Source organism: Streptomyces sp. NPDC058697, assembly GCF_042715345.1.
GTDB lineage: Bacteria > Actinomycetota > Actinomycetes > Streptomycetales > Streptomycetaceae > Streptomyces > Streptomyces liliifuscus.
This window is the reverse complement of the sequence record NZ_JBHXSU010000003.1, coordinates 70,019-84,039: the sequence shown is the minus strand read 5'-3', so window position 1 is coordinate 84,039 and position 14,021 is coordinate 70,019. Positions and strand designations below refer to the sequence as shown.

Annotated in this window: 10 protein-coding genes; 3 read left to right on the top strand and 7 right to left on the bottom strand. The window is 69.2% G+C overall.

The window, feature by feature from the left end; genetic code table 11:
* Positions 1-109 precede the first annotated feature (109 nt).
* Positions 110-1,663: an MFS transporter gene (locus tag ACFWXQ_RS08305; protein WP_383940976.1), complete on the top strand. Its 1,554-nt coding sequence runs from the start codon at positions 110-112 to the stop codon at positions 1,661-1,663.
* A 134-nt stretch (positions 1,664-1,797) separates the two neighbouring features.
* Here the strand turns inward: ACFWXQ_RS08305 and ACFWXQ_RS08300 are convergent, their stop codons facing one another.
* The 4 genes from ACFWXQ_RS08300 to ACFWXQ_RS08285 form a co-directional block, all read right to left on the bottom strand.
* Positions 1,798-3,648, bottom strand: coding sequence for a DUF4153 domain-containing protein (locus ACFWXQ_RS08300; protein ID WP_383954553.1), 1,851 nt, complete (start codon positions 3,646-3,648; stop codon positions 1,798-1,800).
* Between the two features lie 287 nt (positions 3,649-3,935).
* Positions 3,936-4,844: an ADP-ribosylglycohydrolase family protein gene (locus ACFWXQ_RS08295; protein WP_383954551.1), complete on the bottom strand. Its 909-nt coding sequence runs from the start codon at positions 4,842-4,844 to the stop codon at positions 3,936-3,938.
* Positions 4,845-4,856: 12 nt separating this feature from the next.
* Positions 4,857-5,516 carry a histidine phosphatase family protein gene (locus ACFWXQ_RS08290; RefSeq protein ID WP_383954549.1) on the bottom strand — a complete coding sequence of 220 codons (660 nt, stop codon included), beginning with the start codon at positions 5,514-5,516 and terminating at the stop codon, positions 4,857-4,859.
* 82 nt (positions 5,517-5,598) lie between these two features.
* Positions 5,599-6,204, bottom strand: a complete 606-nt coding sequence (locus ACFWXQ_RS08285) for a YdbC family protein (RefSeq protein WP_383954547.1) — start codon at positions 6,202-6,204, stop codon at positions 5,599-5,601.
* Between the two features lie 154 nt (positions 6,205-6,358).
* On the opposite strand from ACFWXQ_RS08285, the gene ACFWXQ_RS08280 reads away from it, so the two are divergent.
* Positions 6,359-6,892, top strand: coding sequence for a TerD family protein (locus ACFWXQ_RS08280; protein ID WP_383954545.1), 534 nt, complete (start codon positions 6,359-6,361; stop codon positions 6,890-6,892).
* Positions 6,893-6,963: 71 nt separating this feature from the next.
* Here the strand turns inward: ACFWXQ_RS08280 and ACFWXQ_RS08275 are convergent, their stop codons facing one another.
* Both ACFWXQ_RS08275 and nrdR read right to left on the bottom strand, forming a co-directional pair.
* On the bottom strand, positions 6,964-9,858 hold the full coding sequence (locus ACFWXQ_RS08275) for a vitamin B12-dependent ribonucleotide reductase (RefSeq protein WP_383954543.1): 2,895 nt from the start codon (positions 9,856-9,858) through the stop codon (positions 6,964-6,966).
* A gap of 148 nt (positions 9,859-10,006) precedes the next feature.
* Positions 10,007-10,558, bottom strand: coding sequence for a transcriptional regulator NrdR (nrdR, locus tag ACFWXQ_RS08270; protein ID WP_200395495.1), 552 nt, complete (start codon positions 10,556-10,558; stop codon positions 10,007-10,009).
* A gap of 522 nt (positions 10,559-11,080) precedes the next feature.
* On the opposite strand from nrdR, the gene lexA reads away from it, so the two are divergent.
* The gene (lexA, locus tag ACFWXQ_RS08265) at positions 11,081-11,860 is read left to right on the top strand and encodes a transcriptional repressor LexA (RefSeq protein ID WP_055617269.1); all 780 of its coding nucleotides are present in this window, start codon (positions 11,081-11,083) and stop codon (positions 11,858-11,860) included.
* A 122-nt stretch (positions 11,861-11,982) separates the two neighbouring features.
* Here the strand turns inward: lexA and ACFWXQ_RS08260 are convergent, their stop codons facing one another.
* Positions 11,983-14,004 carry an ATP-dependent DNA helicase gene (locus tag ACFWXQ_RS08260; RefSeq protein WP_383953919.1) on the bottom strand — a complete coding sequence of 674 codons (2,022 nt, stop codon included), beginning with the start codon at positions 14,002-14,004 and terminating at the stop codon, positions 11,983-11,985.
* Positions 14,005-14,021 lie beyond the last annotated feature (17 nt).

Below are 14,021 nucleotides of genomic sequence, written 5' to 3'. Positions count from 1 at the left end.
AAGCGATAGCGACTTCAGTGAACGCTTGCGTTCACTGTCGGGGACTCACTACCGTTTGACGCGGCAGTGAACGCGAGCGTTCACTAACGCACTCGTGGGGGACTTGATAGTGACAACCTCTCCGTTGACCAAGGAACCAAAGCCAGGAGCGGCCCGCCGGGAGGGGCATCCCGGCATCGCGCTCACCGTCATCGCGGCCTGCCAACTCATGGTGGTACTCGACGCGACGATTGTGAACATAGCCCTCCCGCACATTCAAAACGCGCTCGAGTTCTCCACCACCGACCTCACCTGGGTCGTCAGCGCGTACACGCTCACCTTCGGCGGTCTGCTGCTGCTCGGCGGCCGGGCCGGTGACATTCTCGGCCGTCGCCGGGTCTTCATGGCCGGCATCCTGCTCTTCACGCTCGCCTCGCTGCTCGGCGGATTCGCCCAGGAACCCTGGCAGTTGCTGGCCGCACGCGCCCTCCAGGGCGTCGGTGGCGCGATCGCGTCACCGACCTCGCTCGCACTGATCACCACAACGTTTCCCGAAGGGCCCGAGCGCAACAGGGCGTTCGGAGTCTTCGCCGCGGTCTCGGCCGGCGGTGGCGCGATCGGCCTGCTGGCCGGCGGCATGCTCACCGAGTGGCTCGACTGGCGCTGGGTGCTCTTCGTCAACGTACCCATCGGTGTACTGATCGCCGTGCTCGCGCCGCTCTACATCAGCGAGTCCGAACGGCATCCGGGGCGCTTCGACATCGCGGGTGCGCTGACCTCGACGGCCGGTATGGCGTCGCTCGTCTACGGCTTCATCCGAGCCTCCGAAGAGGGCTGGCGGGACAGCCTCACCATCGGGTCCTTCGGCGCGGCGGTGGTCCTGCTGGCCGCCTTCGCACTGGTCGAGTCCCGGGCGAAGGAACCGATCACACCACTGCGGATGTTCGCCGACCGCAACCGCTCCGGTACGTACGTGATCATGCTGAGCCTGGCCGCGGCGATGTTCGGCATGTTCTTCTTCATCGTTCTCTTCGTGCAGAACGTGTTGAGCTACACGCCGATCGAGGCGGGCCTGGCCTTCCTCCCCGTGACGGTCGCGATCGCCGTCGGTGCGGGTCTGTCGCAGCGGTTCCTGCCGGTGCTCGGCCCGAAGCCGTTCATGATCGTCGGCTCGGCCCTCGTCGCACTCGGGCTCGGCTGGCTGACCTTCATGGACCCCGGGAGTACGTACGTCGGCGGGGTGCTCGGTCCGATGCTGCTGTTCGCCTTCGGTATGGGTCTGAACTTCGTGACGCTGACCCTGACAGCGGTCTCCGGGGTCGCCGTGCACGAGGCGGGCGCGGCGTCCGGCCTGCTCAACGCCACGCAGCAGGTGGGCGGTTCGCTCGGCCTCTCCATCCTGACCACGGTCTTCGGCACGGCCAGCCGTGACGAGGCGGAGAAGCAGGTCGCGGACTTCATGGCCACCGCCTCGGCCGAACAGAAGGCGGAGTTCGCCAAGACCCAGCAGCTGCCCGCCCCCTGGAGCCACGAGGTGCTGTCCCAGGGGATCTCCACGGCCTTCATCCCGGCCGTCGCAATGGCGGTGCTCGCCCTGGCCGTCGCCGCGTTGGTGATCCGGGTCCGCAAGAGCGACCTCGACGCCCTGGCGGGCACGGCCGGGGCCGGACCCGCCGCGGGCTGAACGACACGACAGGGCCGGGCCGCCGTACCGGGGACGGCGGCCCGGCCCTGTCGTTCGTACGAGTCCGTCAGCGAGGATTCCTCGCAGACGTGTACGTCTTCGTATACGTGTACGCGGTCCGTGCGCGCCCCGTCTCAGCGGCGGTACGCCAGCTCGGCGCTCAGCCGGTTGCACACGTTCCAGTCGGCGTCGGGAGACAGCGGCCGTCCGTCGAGGATGTCCCGGGCGCGTGCCTCGCCCAGACTCGTGGCATACCAGGACTCGTCCAACCCCTCCAGGCCCAGGGCGATGGACCGCAGGGCACAGGAACGCAGCGGCTCGTCAAGTTTGTCCAGAGCCGGTGCGGCGTCGGCGGACAGCCCGCGCGCGTAGTCGAGGTCGAACGAGCCCTTCGACTCGTACCGCTGGACATTGCGTTCGGCGATCAGAGCGTCCGGTGACACCAGCCCGAAGGCGAGCACTCCCGCGGCGGCGCTCGCCAGCACCGCACGCGGCAGCCAGCGGGCGCCCCAGACGCCGGCCGCCATGATGAGCACGATGACCAGACCGAGCCAGAGCTCCACGGTCACCACGGAGATCCTCAGTCGCGTCAGCCCGTACGCCTCCACGTACATGTCCATACGCCGTACAGCCGATGCCACGACGACGAGGGCGAGGACGCACAGAGTTCCGAGGACGGCACGCACCAGCGTCCAGTCCCCGGAGCTGTCACGCGGGGCCCAGCGCAGGGCGAAAACGATGACGAGCAGGGTGAGGAGCGTGACCAGCAGCAGCTGCCAGAAGCCCTGGCGCGCGTACTCGGCGTACGTCTGGCCGGTCTTCTCCAGCACGGCGTCGTATCCGCCGAACAGGACGGCGAGCTGGACCGCGTTGAAGACCGCGAAGAGCGCGGCGAGCACGATCAGGGGCAGCGCCCACTCGACACGTCCACGAGGGCGGCCCGCCGGCACCTCGACGCGGTCCCACTGAACGGGTGCGGCAGCCGTGTGCGCCACGATCAAGGCCCCGACCACGCCCATCACGAACAGGACGGCGTGCCAGGGCCCTCCCGAGACCGACGCGTCCGGCACGAGACCGCCGAGAAGGTCCGCGAAGGCGGCGTCCGCCCCGGCGAAGAGCGCGCCGAAGACCACCAGCAGGACCGCGGCGACGGCGACCGCGCGGACCACCGGGCCCACGTTGCCCCGGGCACCGCCGGACCGCTCCCGCAGGCCGCGCCAGCCCCAGAGGGGGCCGGTGACCAGCGAGGTGTAGAGACCGATCGGGCCGAACAGCACTCCTGTCCAGGTGCGACCGCCGTGCAGGGCGAGCGAGCCCGCCGCCACCGCGGCCACGACGGCGAGGAACGACGGCCAGTCGGCGTCGCGAAGCGCCGGCACGCTCAGCAGGGCAAGCCCTCCCACGCCCCACAACAGCGTCCAGCGGTGCGGGCGCCGGCCCGCTGCCTGAGCCGCGTAGTACGCGCCGAGCGCGGCCGGTATCGCCACCAGCAGGAGGTTGAGGGCCAGGCCGTCGCCGAGCAGGAGCATGCTGAGCACGCCGGTGGCGAGGGCGGCCCAGAGCGTGGCGTCGCGGACCGGGGCCGGGGGCTGCGCCTGCACGTCGGCGAACCAGGACTCGACGACGGGGCCGTCCCACTCTTCGTCGTCTTCGTCGTCTTCCTCGTCGGCGCCCTGCCGGTCGACGTCTCGCGTGGCGACGGTACGTTTCCTGGACTCGGCCCCGCCTGAACCGGTCCCGCTCGAACCGATCCCGCTCGAACCAGCTCCGACTGAACCGGTCCCGTCGGAGTCGCCCCGCACAGAGTCGCTGCGCACAGAGTCGCCCTTCGAGAGGGCGTCCCCGGCACGGGCCGCGGGCACCTCGTCCGCGGGCCCCTCCCGCACCTCGCGTACCTCGGGCTCCCCGGCATCGAGGCCGGGCTTCACCCCTGAATTCTTCGAGGCCGACCCTCTCGGCTCGGCCTCGGACGGCGTGTCGGACACGGGACCCCCTCCCGACCGGTCCGGGCAGCGCAGCTCGTGGCTGCCGCGGAAGCCCAGGGACCGGTGTCTCGTCGGCGCACGCCCGTGATCATCAACGAGCGGCGTGGCGGAAAGGTTAACCGTGGGACACGCGGCACAGCCGGGCGCAGGCCCTCTGTGGCAGGGCTGTGACAGTGACAGACGCTTGGGACGGGAGGAAACGGGCAGGCCCGGCGCTCGCGCCGACAACCGAACGCAAGCCCTTCCCCTCAGCCCAGACCCACAGCCCTAACCCGCGCCCCTCGCCCTTAAGCGACCCTCGCCGACAGCCACTCCGGAAGCGCCTCGGTCCGCTCCACCCACTCCGCGGGCGGCGTCCCGGCCTTCCCCGCGGCCACGACGCCTCCGACGATGGCGCAGGTCGTGTCCATGTCGCCGCCGACCTGGGCGGTCGCCCAGAAGCCCTCTTCGTAGTCACCGAGGGCCCGCGCCGCCGACCAGAGGGCGAACGGCACGGTGTCGTGCGCGGTCGTACGCCGCCCGCAGCCGAGGACCGCGGCGACGGTCGTCGTGTCGCCGTAGTCGAGCATGTCCCGGGCGCGCCGCAGACCGGCCTCCACCGCGCTGCGCGGTACCAGGGAGATGACGCCGTCGAGCAGCGCCCCCGGGCTCGGCGGACCCCCCGGTGCGGCGGCCAGCGCGGCCGCCGCAGCGACTGCCATGGCGCCGACCACGGCTTCGCGGTGCTGGTGCGTGGGGTAGGCCGAGATCTCGGCCTGGTGCGTGGCCTGCTCCGGATCGTCCCCGTACCAGGCACCCAAGGGAGCGATCCGCATCGCCGCGCCGTTCCCCCACGAACCCTGTCCCTTGAAGAGGGCCGAGGCCAGCTCGCGCCAGTCGCCGCCCTCCCGGACCTGCCGCAGCAGCCGGTTCACCGCGGGGCCGTAGCCGCGGTCGAAGTCGTGGTGCTCGGCGAACGAGCGGGCCAGCGCGTCCTGGTCGATGCGGCGGTGGACGGCCAGAGTGGCCACTACGGAGGAGGCCATTTCCGTGTCGTCGGTCCACTGCCAGGGGCCGGGCGGCAGTCCGCGGCGCTTGAGCAGTGGATAGTTCGCGGGCACGAAGAACTGCGAGCCCAGCGCGTCCCCGACCGCGAGTCCGCGCAGGCTGGCCAGGGCGCGGTCCAGGCGCACGTCGGGAGAGGAGTCAGCGGTCATCGCCCTGCCACTCTATCCGGTGACTCCGTACGGTTCCGGATCACGCCAGCGTTCGAAGGGACGGTCGAGCGTGTACTTGCCGTCCTCCCCGAGAACGAGCATGCGCACCTCCGCGTTCCCCGGGTTCGACAGCGACTCGAATTCCGCGACCGTCCAGTGGAACCAGCGCATGCAGAACAGCCGCATGGCGAGGCCGTGGGTCACGAGGAGCACGTTCGGCGGGTGATCGGGGGCCTCGAAGCTCCGGAAGAGGCTCTCCAGGAAGCCGCCGACCCGGTCGTACACATCGGCACCGGACTCGCCCTGCGCGAAGCGGTAGAAGAAGTGCCCGTACGCGTCGCGGTACGCCTTCTGCAGCCGTACGTCGTCCCGGTCCTGCCAGTTCCCCCAGTCCTGTTCGCGCAGCCGCGGCTCCTCGCGTACGCGTACGTTCCCGGGGTCGAGGTGGAAGGCCCGGAAGGTCTCGTGGGTGCGGCGGTACGGGGAGACGTAAACGCTTACGCGCTCGTCGCCGAGGACCTCTCGGATCCGTGTGCCCGTCTCCTCCGCCTGCCGCCACCCCTTCTCGGTGAGCGCCAGGGCGTGGTCGGGTTCACGTTCGTACACCGAGTCATCGGCATTGCCCACCGACTCGCCGTGCCGGACAAGGACGATGCGCCGTGGACGTGCCATACCGAAACCCTAGATCGAGTTATGCCCGATCGAGCACCCGTACGGGCTCTATACGGCACAGGTCACATCAATCGCGCGCGTCTCAGACCGTCCAGGACGGTTCCAACTGGACTATGTCGCCCGTGAGCGCCGCGACGTCCGCCTCCAGCTGGGCGCGCAGGGCGAGCCGCTCCACCCGCTCCGCCCGGTATTTGCCGTGCTCGGCGGCCGACTGCCACATGGACAGGACCAGGAACTCGTGGCCGGGCGCCTCGCCGAAGAGGCCCCTCACCATGCCGGGCGAGCCGGCCATCGCCGGGTTCCACACCTTTTCCTGCATCAGCGCGAAGTGCTCGGCGCGCTCCTCGTGGACGCGACAGTGCGCCACCCGGACCAGATCCGTCTCCGTGAAGCGCGGCTCGAAGCCGGTCTTCACGTCGAAGCGGTGGTCGAAGAGTTTGCTCTGCGCGTCCTTGAAGGTGCCCGACTGGGCTGCGGCCAGCCGGGCATGGGAGCGCGCCATGAAGGAGTCGTAGAAGGCACGGCTCTCCCAAAAGGCGAAGATGTGGGCCACTCCGGGCCTTCCCCGGCTCCAGCCCCCGCCCTGCCCCCGGAAACCCGGCTCCCCCAGAAGTCCCGCCCATTTCCGCTGCCCCCGTTCAAAACCGCGGCGGTCCACCACGGTGCAGCGAATCCACTTGACCAGCACCGCGCCATCGTACGGCCCAGGAACGTGGCGTCGGTCACGCTCGGGCGGACTGCGGCCGCCCGTGCGCCCCCATGCGCGTGGCACGATGGGCAACACGCCTCACCTGCCAGGCAGTTGAGGCGACCGATGCAGGGGGACCACGAGGGGAGAACCGGTGAACGGCCTCAACAAGGGCATCAACAAGGTCGAGATCTCGGTGAAATGGGATCCCGGTCCCGTCGGCGAACCGGCCACCGATCTCGACATCGTCGCCGCCACCTACCTCGCGACCGACACACACAAAAACCCTGACTACGTAGTGCACTTCGACAGCCGCTCGCCGGACGGCACGATCTACCTCAACCGGGACAGCAAGGACGGCAAGGGCTTCGGCTGGGACGAGGTGATGACCCTGGAGCTCACCCGCCTCGACAAGCGGTACGCGCGCGTGGTCGTCGGCGTCGCCATCCAGCAGCGCTCCGGACGGGCCACCTTCGTCAGCGTGCACAACCCGGGCCTGCGGATCCGCGAGGGCTACAACGTCCTGGCCGAGGGCGATTTCGGCAGCGTTCTGGGATCGACGGCCACGACGGTCGCGGACTTCGTACGCGACGACTCCGGAGAGTGGACCTTCCAGTCGGACATCCGCGGCTTCGACGCCGACCCGGCGACCTTCGCCAGGATCATGGGCAACCCTCAGGAGTCCTGACCCACGACACACTCATGCACGCCGAAGGGGCGGTACGGCCGATGGCCGTACCGCCCCTCACGGTTTGTGGATCAGCTGCAGCCGCTGGTCGAGCCGCAGCCCTCGCAGATGTAGCAGGAGCCGGCCCGCTGCATCTTCGTACCGCAGGAGAAGCACAGGGGGGCGTCCGCCTGGATGCCCAGCTGCATCTCCACCAGTTCGGCGCTGGTGTGGGCCTGCTGCGGGGCGGGCTTGGCCGCCTCGACCACGGCCTTCGGCGCGGCGACGGCCTTCAGTTCCTGCGCGCGGGGCGCGGACTGGGCGAGACCCTCGACGTCCAGCTCGTCGTCGGTCGGCTCGTACGAGCCCGTCTCCAGGTGGCGCTGACGCTCGTCGGCGGAGTGGATGCCGAGCGCGGAGCGCGTCTCGAAGGGCAGGAAGTCGAGCGCCAGGCGGCGGAAGATGTAGTCGACGATCGACTGCGCCATCCGCACGTCCGGGTCGTCCGTCATACCGGCCGGCTCGAAGCGCATGTTGGTGAACTTGGAGACGTACGTCTCCAGGGGCACGCCGTACTGCAGGCCTACGGAGACGGCGATCGAGAAGGCGTCCATCATGCCCGCGAGGGTGGAGCCCTGCTTGGACATCTTCAGGAAGACCTCGCCGAGACCGTCGTCCGGGTAGGAGTTGGCGGTCATGTAGCCCTCGGCGCCGCCCACCGTGAAGGAGGTGGTGATGCCGGGACGTCCCTTGGGGAGGCGCTTGCGGACCGGGCGGTACTCGACGACCTTCTCGACCGCGGTACGGATGGTCTCCTCGGCCTTGGCCGTGACCTCGACCTTCTCCTTCTCCTTGGTCTTCGCGGAGAGGGGCTGGCCGACCTTGCAGTTGTCGCGGTAGATCGCGAGCGCCTTGACGCCCATCTTCCACGCCTCGAAGTAGACCTCTTCGACGTCCTCGACGGTCGCCGTCTCCGGCAGGTTGACCGTCTTGGAGAGCGCGCCGGAGATCCACGGCTGGATCGCGGCCATCATGCGGACGTGACCCATCGCGGAGATGGAGCGCTCGCCCATGGCGCAGTCGAAGACCTCGTAGTGCTCGTGCTTGAGGCCCGGGGCGTCGACGACATTGCCGTGATCGGCGATGTGGGCGACGATCGCCTCGATCTGCTCCTCCTGGTAGCCCAGGCGGCGCAGGGCCTGCGGGACGGTGCCGTTGACGATCTGCATCGAGCCGCCGCCGACCAGCTTCTTGAACTTGACCAGTGCGAGGTCGGGCTCAAGGCCGGTGGTGTCGCAGGACATCGCGAGACCGATGGTGCCGGTCGGGGCAATGACCGAGGCCTGCGCGTTGCGGAATCCGTTCTTCTCACCGAGGCGCAGCACGTCCTGCCAGGCCTCCGTGGCGGCGGCCCAGACCGGCGAGTCCAGGTCGTCCACACGGACCGCCACGGCGTTGGCGTCGGAGTGCTGCTTCATGACCCGCTGGTGCGGCTGCGCGTTGCGGGCGTAGCCGTCGTACGGGCCGACGACCGCGGCGAGTTCTGCGGAGCGCTTGTACGAGGTGCCGGTCATCAGCGAGGTGATGGCGCCGGCGAGGGAGCGGCCGCCGTCGGAGTCGTACGCGTGGCCGGTCGCCATCAGGAGGGCGCCGAGGTTGGCGTAGCCGATGCCCAACTGGCGGAAGGCGCGGGTGTTCTCGCCGATCTTCTGCGTCGGGAAGTCAGCGAAGCAGATGGAGATGTCCATCGCGGTGATGACCAGCTCGACGACCTGCGAGAAGCGCTCGACCTCGAAGGACTGGTGGCCCAGGCCGTCGTCCTTGAGGAACTTCATCAGGTTCAGCGAGGCGAGGTTGCAGGACGTGTTGTCCAGGTGCATGTACTCACTGCACGGGTTCGAGCCGTTGATCCGGCCGGACTCCGGGCACGTGTGCCAGGCGTTGATGGTGTCGTCGTACTGGATGCCGGGGTCGGCACAGGCCCAGGCCGCCTCGGCCATCTTGCGGAAGAGCTCCTTGGCGTCGACCTCCTCGATGACCTCGCCGGTCATACGGGCGCGCAGGCCGAACTTGTCGCCGTTCTCCACGGCCTTCATGAACTCGTCGTTCACGCGGACCGAGTTGTTGGCGTTCTGGTACTGGACGGACGTGATGTCGTCGCCGCCCAGGTCCATGTCGAAGCCCGCGTCACGCAGTGCGCGGATCTTCTCCTCTTCCTTCACCTTGGTCTCGATGAAGCCCTCGATGTCGGGGTGGTCGACGTCGAGGATGACCATCTTGGCCGCGCGGCGGGTGGCGCCGCCCGACTTGATCGTTCCTGCGGAGGCGTCGGCACCGCGCATGAAGGAGACGGGACCCGAGGCGTTGCCGCCCGAGGAGAGCAGTTCCTTGGAGGAGCGGATCCGGGAGAGGTTCAGGCCTGCGCCCGAGCCGCCCTTGAAGATCATGCCCTCTTCCTTGTACCAGTCGAGGATCGACTCCATGGAGTCGTCGACGGCCAGGATGAAGCAGGCGGAGACCTGCTGCGGCTGGGGCGTCCCGACGTTGAACCACACCGGGCTGTTGAAGCTGAAGATCTGGTGCAGGAGGGCGTAGGCCAGCTCGTGCTCGAAGATCTCGGCGTCGGCGGGCGAGGCGAAGTACTTGTTGTCCTCGCCGGCCTTCCGGTACGTCTTCACGATGCGGTCGATGAGCTGCTTGAGGCTCACCTCGCGCTGCGGGGTGCCCACAGCGCCGCGGAAGTACTTACTGGTGACGATGTTGACCGCGTTCACCGCCCACTCGGCGGGGAACTCGACGCCACGCTGCTCGAAATTGACCGAGCCGTCGCGCCAGTTGGTCATGACGACGTCACGGCTCGCCCACTCGACCTCGTCGTACGGGTGCACACCCGGGGTCGTGTGGATCCGCTCGATGCGCAGGCCCTTGTTCGCCTTCGTCCCCTTGGCTCGGGAACTCCGTGCCGGACCGCTCGCCGTCTCTGTCATGCCGCCTCCCTGTATCGGGCTAAAACGCCCAGAAGTGCCTCGTTCTTCCCGTGGCACGGTGTGTGTCTGAATGCCACGAGCTCCGCGTACGCGTCCGCTCGCAACAGGTCTGTGGTCGCCGCCGTCCGGGCCGGGCCGGCCCCTCTCGTCAGTCGGCGGCGCTGGCGGGCACGGGGACTTCGACAGTCTCTCCGGACCCGCGGTCGATTCCCTGGCACCCCTGGCCCGCGTCTTCGTCGGCCGCGGCGGGGTGCTGCGTCTCTTCCCTGAGTTCAGTGATGGCGGCCTCGAAGTCCTCCAGCGAGTCGAACGCCCGGTACACGGACGCGAAGCGCAGATAGGCGACGAGGTCGAGCTCCTGCAAGGGGCCGAGTATGGCCAGTCCCACGTCGTGGGTGGTCAGTTCGGCGCTTCCGGTGGCCCGCACCGCCTCCTCGACCCGCTGGCCGAGCTGAGCGAGTGCGTCCTCCGTGACAGGCCTTCCCTGGCACGCCTTGCGCACGCCGTTGATGACCTTGGTACGACTGAAGGGCTCGGTGACTCCGGACCGCTTGACCACCATGAGCGAGCACGTCTCCACGGTCGTGAAACGACGGGAGCAGTCGGGACACTGGCGGCGCCTGCGGATCGACGTACCGTCGTCCGTCGTACGGCTGTCGACGACGCGGCTGTCGGGGTGCCTGCAGAAGGGGCAGTGCATCGAACTCCAACCCTCCTTACACAAGCACGACTCAATAGCCTCGTCAGGGCCCTTGAGCCCCTCGAAGCAGGCTCCAGCATAGGCGATGACCATGGGTCCGGAAGACCGGGGGACCACAACTTCTGGGCTGCTGCTGCAATCCAACCACTAGATGTGGGGCTTGGCCCGTAAATTCGCACCTTGCGCGCGTGTCGCACCCGTATTGGCATGTGCCGCACGGCCATACCCGTGAGAGGCGTACGGGGATACGGTGGGCGCCACAGGGACTGGGGGCCGGTTCCGGGCCGACGGGACTCCTGGTGGCAGACTGACCCCCGCCCCGCTCCGGCCCACAAGGCCATCGCCCCGGCGGTGAAGAGTACAGCAATGAGCGCTTTTGTCCGCCCGGTGCAGCGTTAGCCATACACCCAGACACGTGATCGCGTCAGGCCATCCACACTTTTTCACTCGAACGTGTGTTTGGCGCAACCTTTCGAAAGCAACTACCGTTGTCCAGCAGGGAGACGAACGAGAGGGGCCGACGTGACCACCACCGCAGACAGTGCCACCATCACTGCCCAGGACCGCTCCCAGGGCCGATTTGAGCCGGTGCATGCCATGAATGAAGTGAACCAGGAGGGGCCCAAGCCCACACGCTCCCTGCCGGGCCGACCTCCAGGTATCCGGGCGGACAGCTCCGGACTCACCGACCGGCAGCGCCGGGTGATCGAGGTCATCAGGGACTCCGTGCAGCGGCGCGGATACCCGCCGTCGATGCGGGAGATCGGACAGGCCGTCGGCCTCTCCAGCACCTCCTCGGTCGCACATCAGCTGATGGCACTGGAGCGCAAGGGCTTCCTGCGCCGCGACCCGCACCGACCGCGGGCCTACGAGGTCCGGGGATCCGACCAGTCCACCGCGCAGCCCACCGACACGGCGGGCAAGCCGGCCGCGTCGTACGTCCCGCTGGTCGGCCGGATCGCCGCCGGTGGCCCGATCCTCGCCGAGGAGTCGGTCGAGGACGTGTTCCCGCTGCCCCGGCAGCTGGTGGGTGACGGCGAGCTGTTCGTCCTGAAGGTCGTCGGAGACTCGATGATCGAGGCCGCGATCTGTGACGGAGACTGGGTGACGGTCCGCCGCCAGCCGGTCGCGGAGAACGGCGACATCGTGGCGGCCATGCTGGACGGCGAGGCCACGGTCAAGCGCTTCAAGCGCGAGGACGGTCACGTCTGGCTGCTCCCGCACAACTCCGCGTACCAGCCGATCCCCGGCGACGAGGCCACCATCCTCGGCAAGGTCGTGGCGGTGCTGCGGCGGATCTGACTCCGCCCCTGACCGGGCCCCGGGACCCCTGCGCCGGTTCCGGGGCCCTGTGCTGTCCCCGATCGCGCATGTCAGTGGCCTGCTCCCAGCCTCGGCCGAGGCTGGGAGCAGGCCACTGACGTCTACGCCTCTTCTGTCTTCGCCTCTTGGGTCGTCCGTTCCGCTTCTGGCTCCTGTTCCGCCTTCTTCGCCACCTCGTCGATGGCGGCCAGGGACCTTCGCACCTGGTTACGGTCCGTCGTGAACCAGAAGTCGGGCAGTGACGCCTTCAGATAGCTGCCGTAGCGCGCCGTGGCCAGCCGCTGGTCCAGCACGGCGACGACACCACGGTCCCCCGTCGCCCGTACGAGGCGGCCGGCGCCCTGGGCCATCAGCAGGGCCGCGTGGGTGGCCGCGACGGCCATGAAGCCGTTGCCCCCGGCGTCCTCGACCGCCTTCTGGCGGGCGCTCATCAGCGGGTCGTCGGGGCGGGGGAAGGGGATCTTGTCCATGACGACCAGCTGGCAGCTGGCGCCCGGGACGTCCACGCCCTGCCAGAGCGAGAGGGTGCCGAAGAGGCAGGTCTTCGGGTCCGCCGCGAAGTTCTTGATCAGCTCGCCGAGTGTCTCCTCGCCCTGGAGCAGGATGGGGAACTCCGGGATGCGGGAGCGCAGTTCCTCCGCGGCGAGCTGGGCTGCCCGCATCGAGGAGAACAGACCGAGCGTGCGGCCGCCGGCGGCCTGGATCAGCTCGGTGAGCTCGTCGAGCATGTCCCCGCGGTCGCTGTCGCGCGCGGGCCGCGCGAGGTGCTTCGCGACGTACAGGATGCCCTGCTTGCCGTAGTCGAAGGGCGAACCGACGTCGATGCCCTTCCAGGGCGGGATGTCCTCGCCCTCGACGCCTTCCGGGGCCAGGCCCAGTGAGGCACCCACGCCGTTGAAGTCGCCGCCGAGCTTGAGCGTGGCCGAGGCCAGGACGACGGAGCGGTCCGTGAAGAGCTTCTCGCGCAGCAGGCCCGACACGGACATCGGGGCGACCCGCAGGGAGGCTCCGAAGCGGTCGTGCCGCTCGTACCAGACGACGTCCCACTCCGAGCCGTTCGTGATCCGCTCCGCCACGTCGTGGACCGACTCCACGGAGGCGAGGGCCTGTTTGCGGACCGCGTCCTCGTCACTGATGGACTTGTCGCGGGTCGCGCCGATCGCCGAGATGACCGTCCGCGCGGCGTCCCGCAGGGCCATCAGCGCGTACCCGAGATCCTCGGGGACCTCCTCCAGGCGGCCGGGCAGAGCGAGCTCCATCAGGCGCTCGAAGCCCTCGGCGGCTGTCTGGAGCTGGTCGGCCGCCTTCTCATTCACGAGCCTCGAGACGCGGCGCACGGCACGGTTGACCTGGCCCGGGGTGAGCTCGCCGGTCGCGACTCCGGTGACGCGGGAGACCAGCTCGTGGGCCTCGTCCACGATCAGCACTTCGTGCTGCGGGAGGACCGGGGCGCCCTCGATGGCGTCGATCGCGAGGAGGGCGTGGTTGGTGACGACGACCTCGGCGAGCTTGGCGCGCTCGCGGGCCATTTCGGCGAAGCACTCCGCTCCGTAGGCACACTTCGAGGCGCCGAGGCACTCCCTGGAGGACACCGAGATCTGTGACCAGGCACGGTCCGAGACGCCCGGGGTGAGATCGTCGCGGTCGCCCGTCTCGGTCTCGTCCGCCCAGTCCCGCATCCGCAGCAGGTCCTGGCCCAGCTTGCTGGTGGGCGCTGCCGCCTCGAACTGGTCGAAGAGGCCCTCCTCCTCGTCCTGCGGGACGCCTTCATGGAGGCGGTGCAGGCACATGTAGTTCGACCGGCCCTTGAGCATCGCGAACTCGGGGCGGCGGCGCAGCAGCGGATGCAGCGCGTCCACCGTGCGCGGCAGGTCCCGCTCCACGAGCTGGCGCTGCAGCGCCAGGGTGGCCGTCGCCACGACGACCCGCTCCCCGTGCGCGAGCGCGGGCACGAGGTAGCCGAGCGACTTTCCGGTACCCGTGCCGGCCTGGACCAGCAGATGGGAGCCGTCGTCGATGGCCTGCTCGACGGCTTCGGCCATGGTCACCTGGCCAGGGCGCTCCGTACCGCCGACAGCTGTGACGGCGGCATGCAGGAGTTCGGGGAGTGAGGGCTCTGTCATAGCCCGACCACCCTACG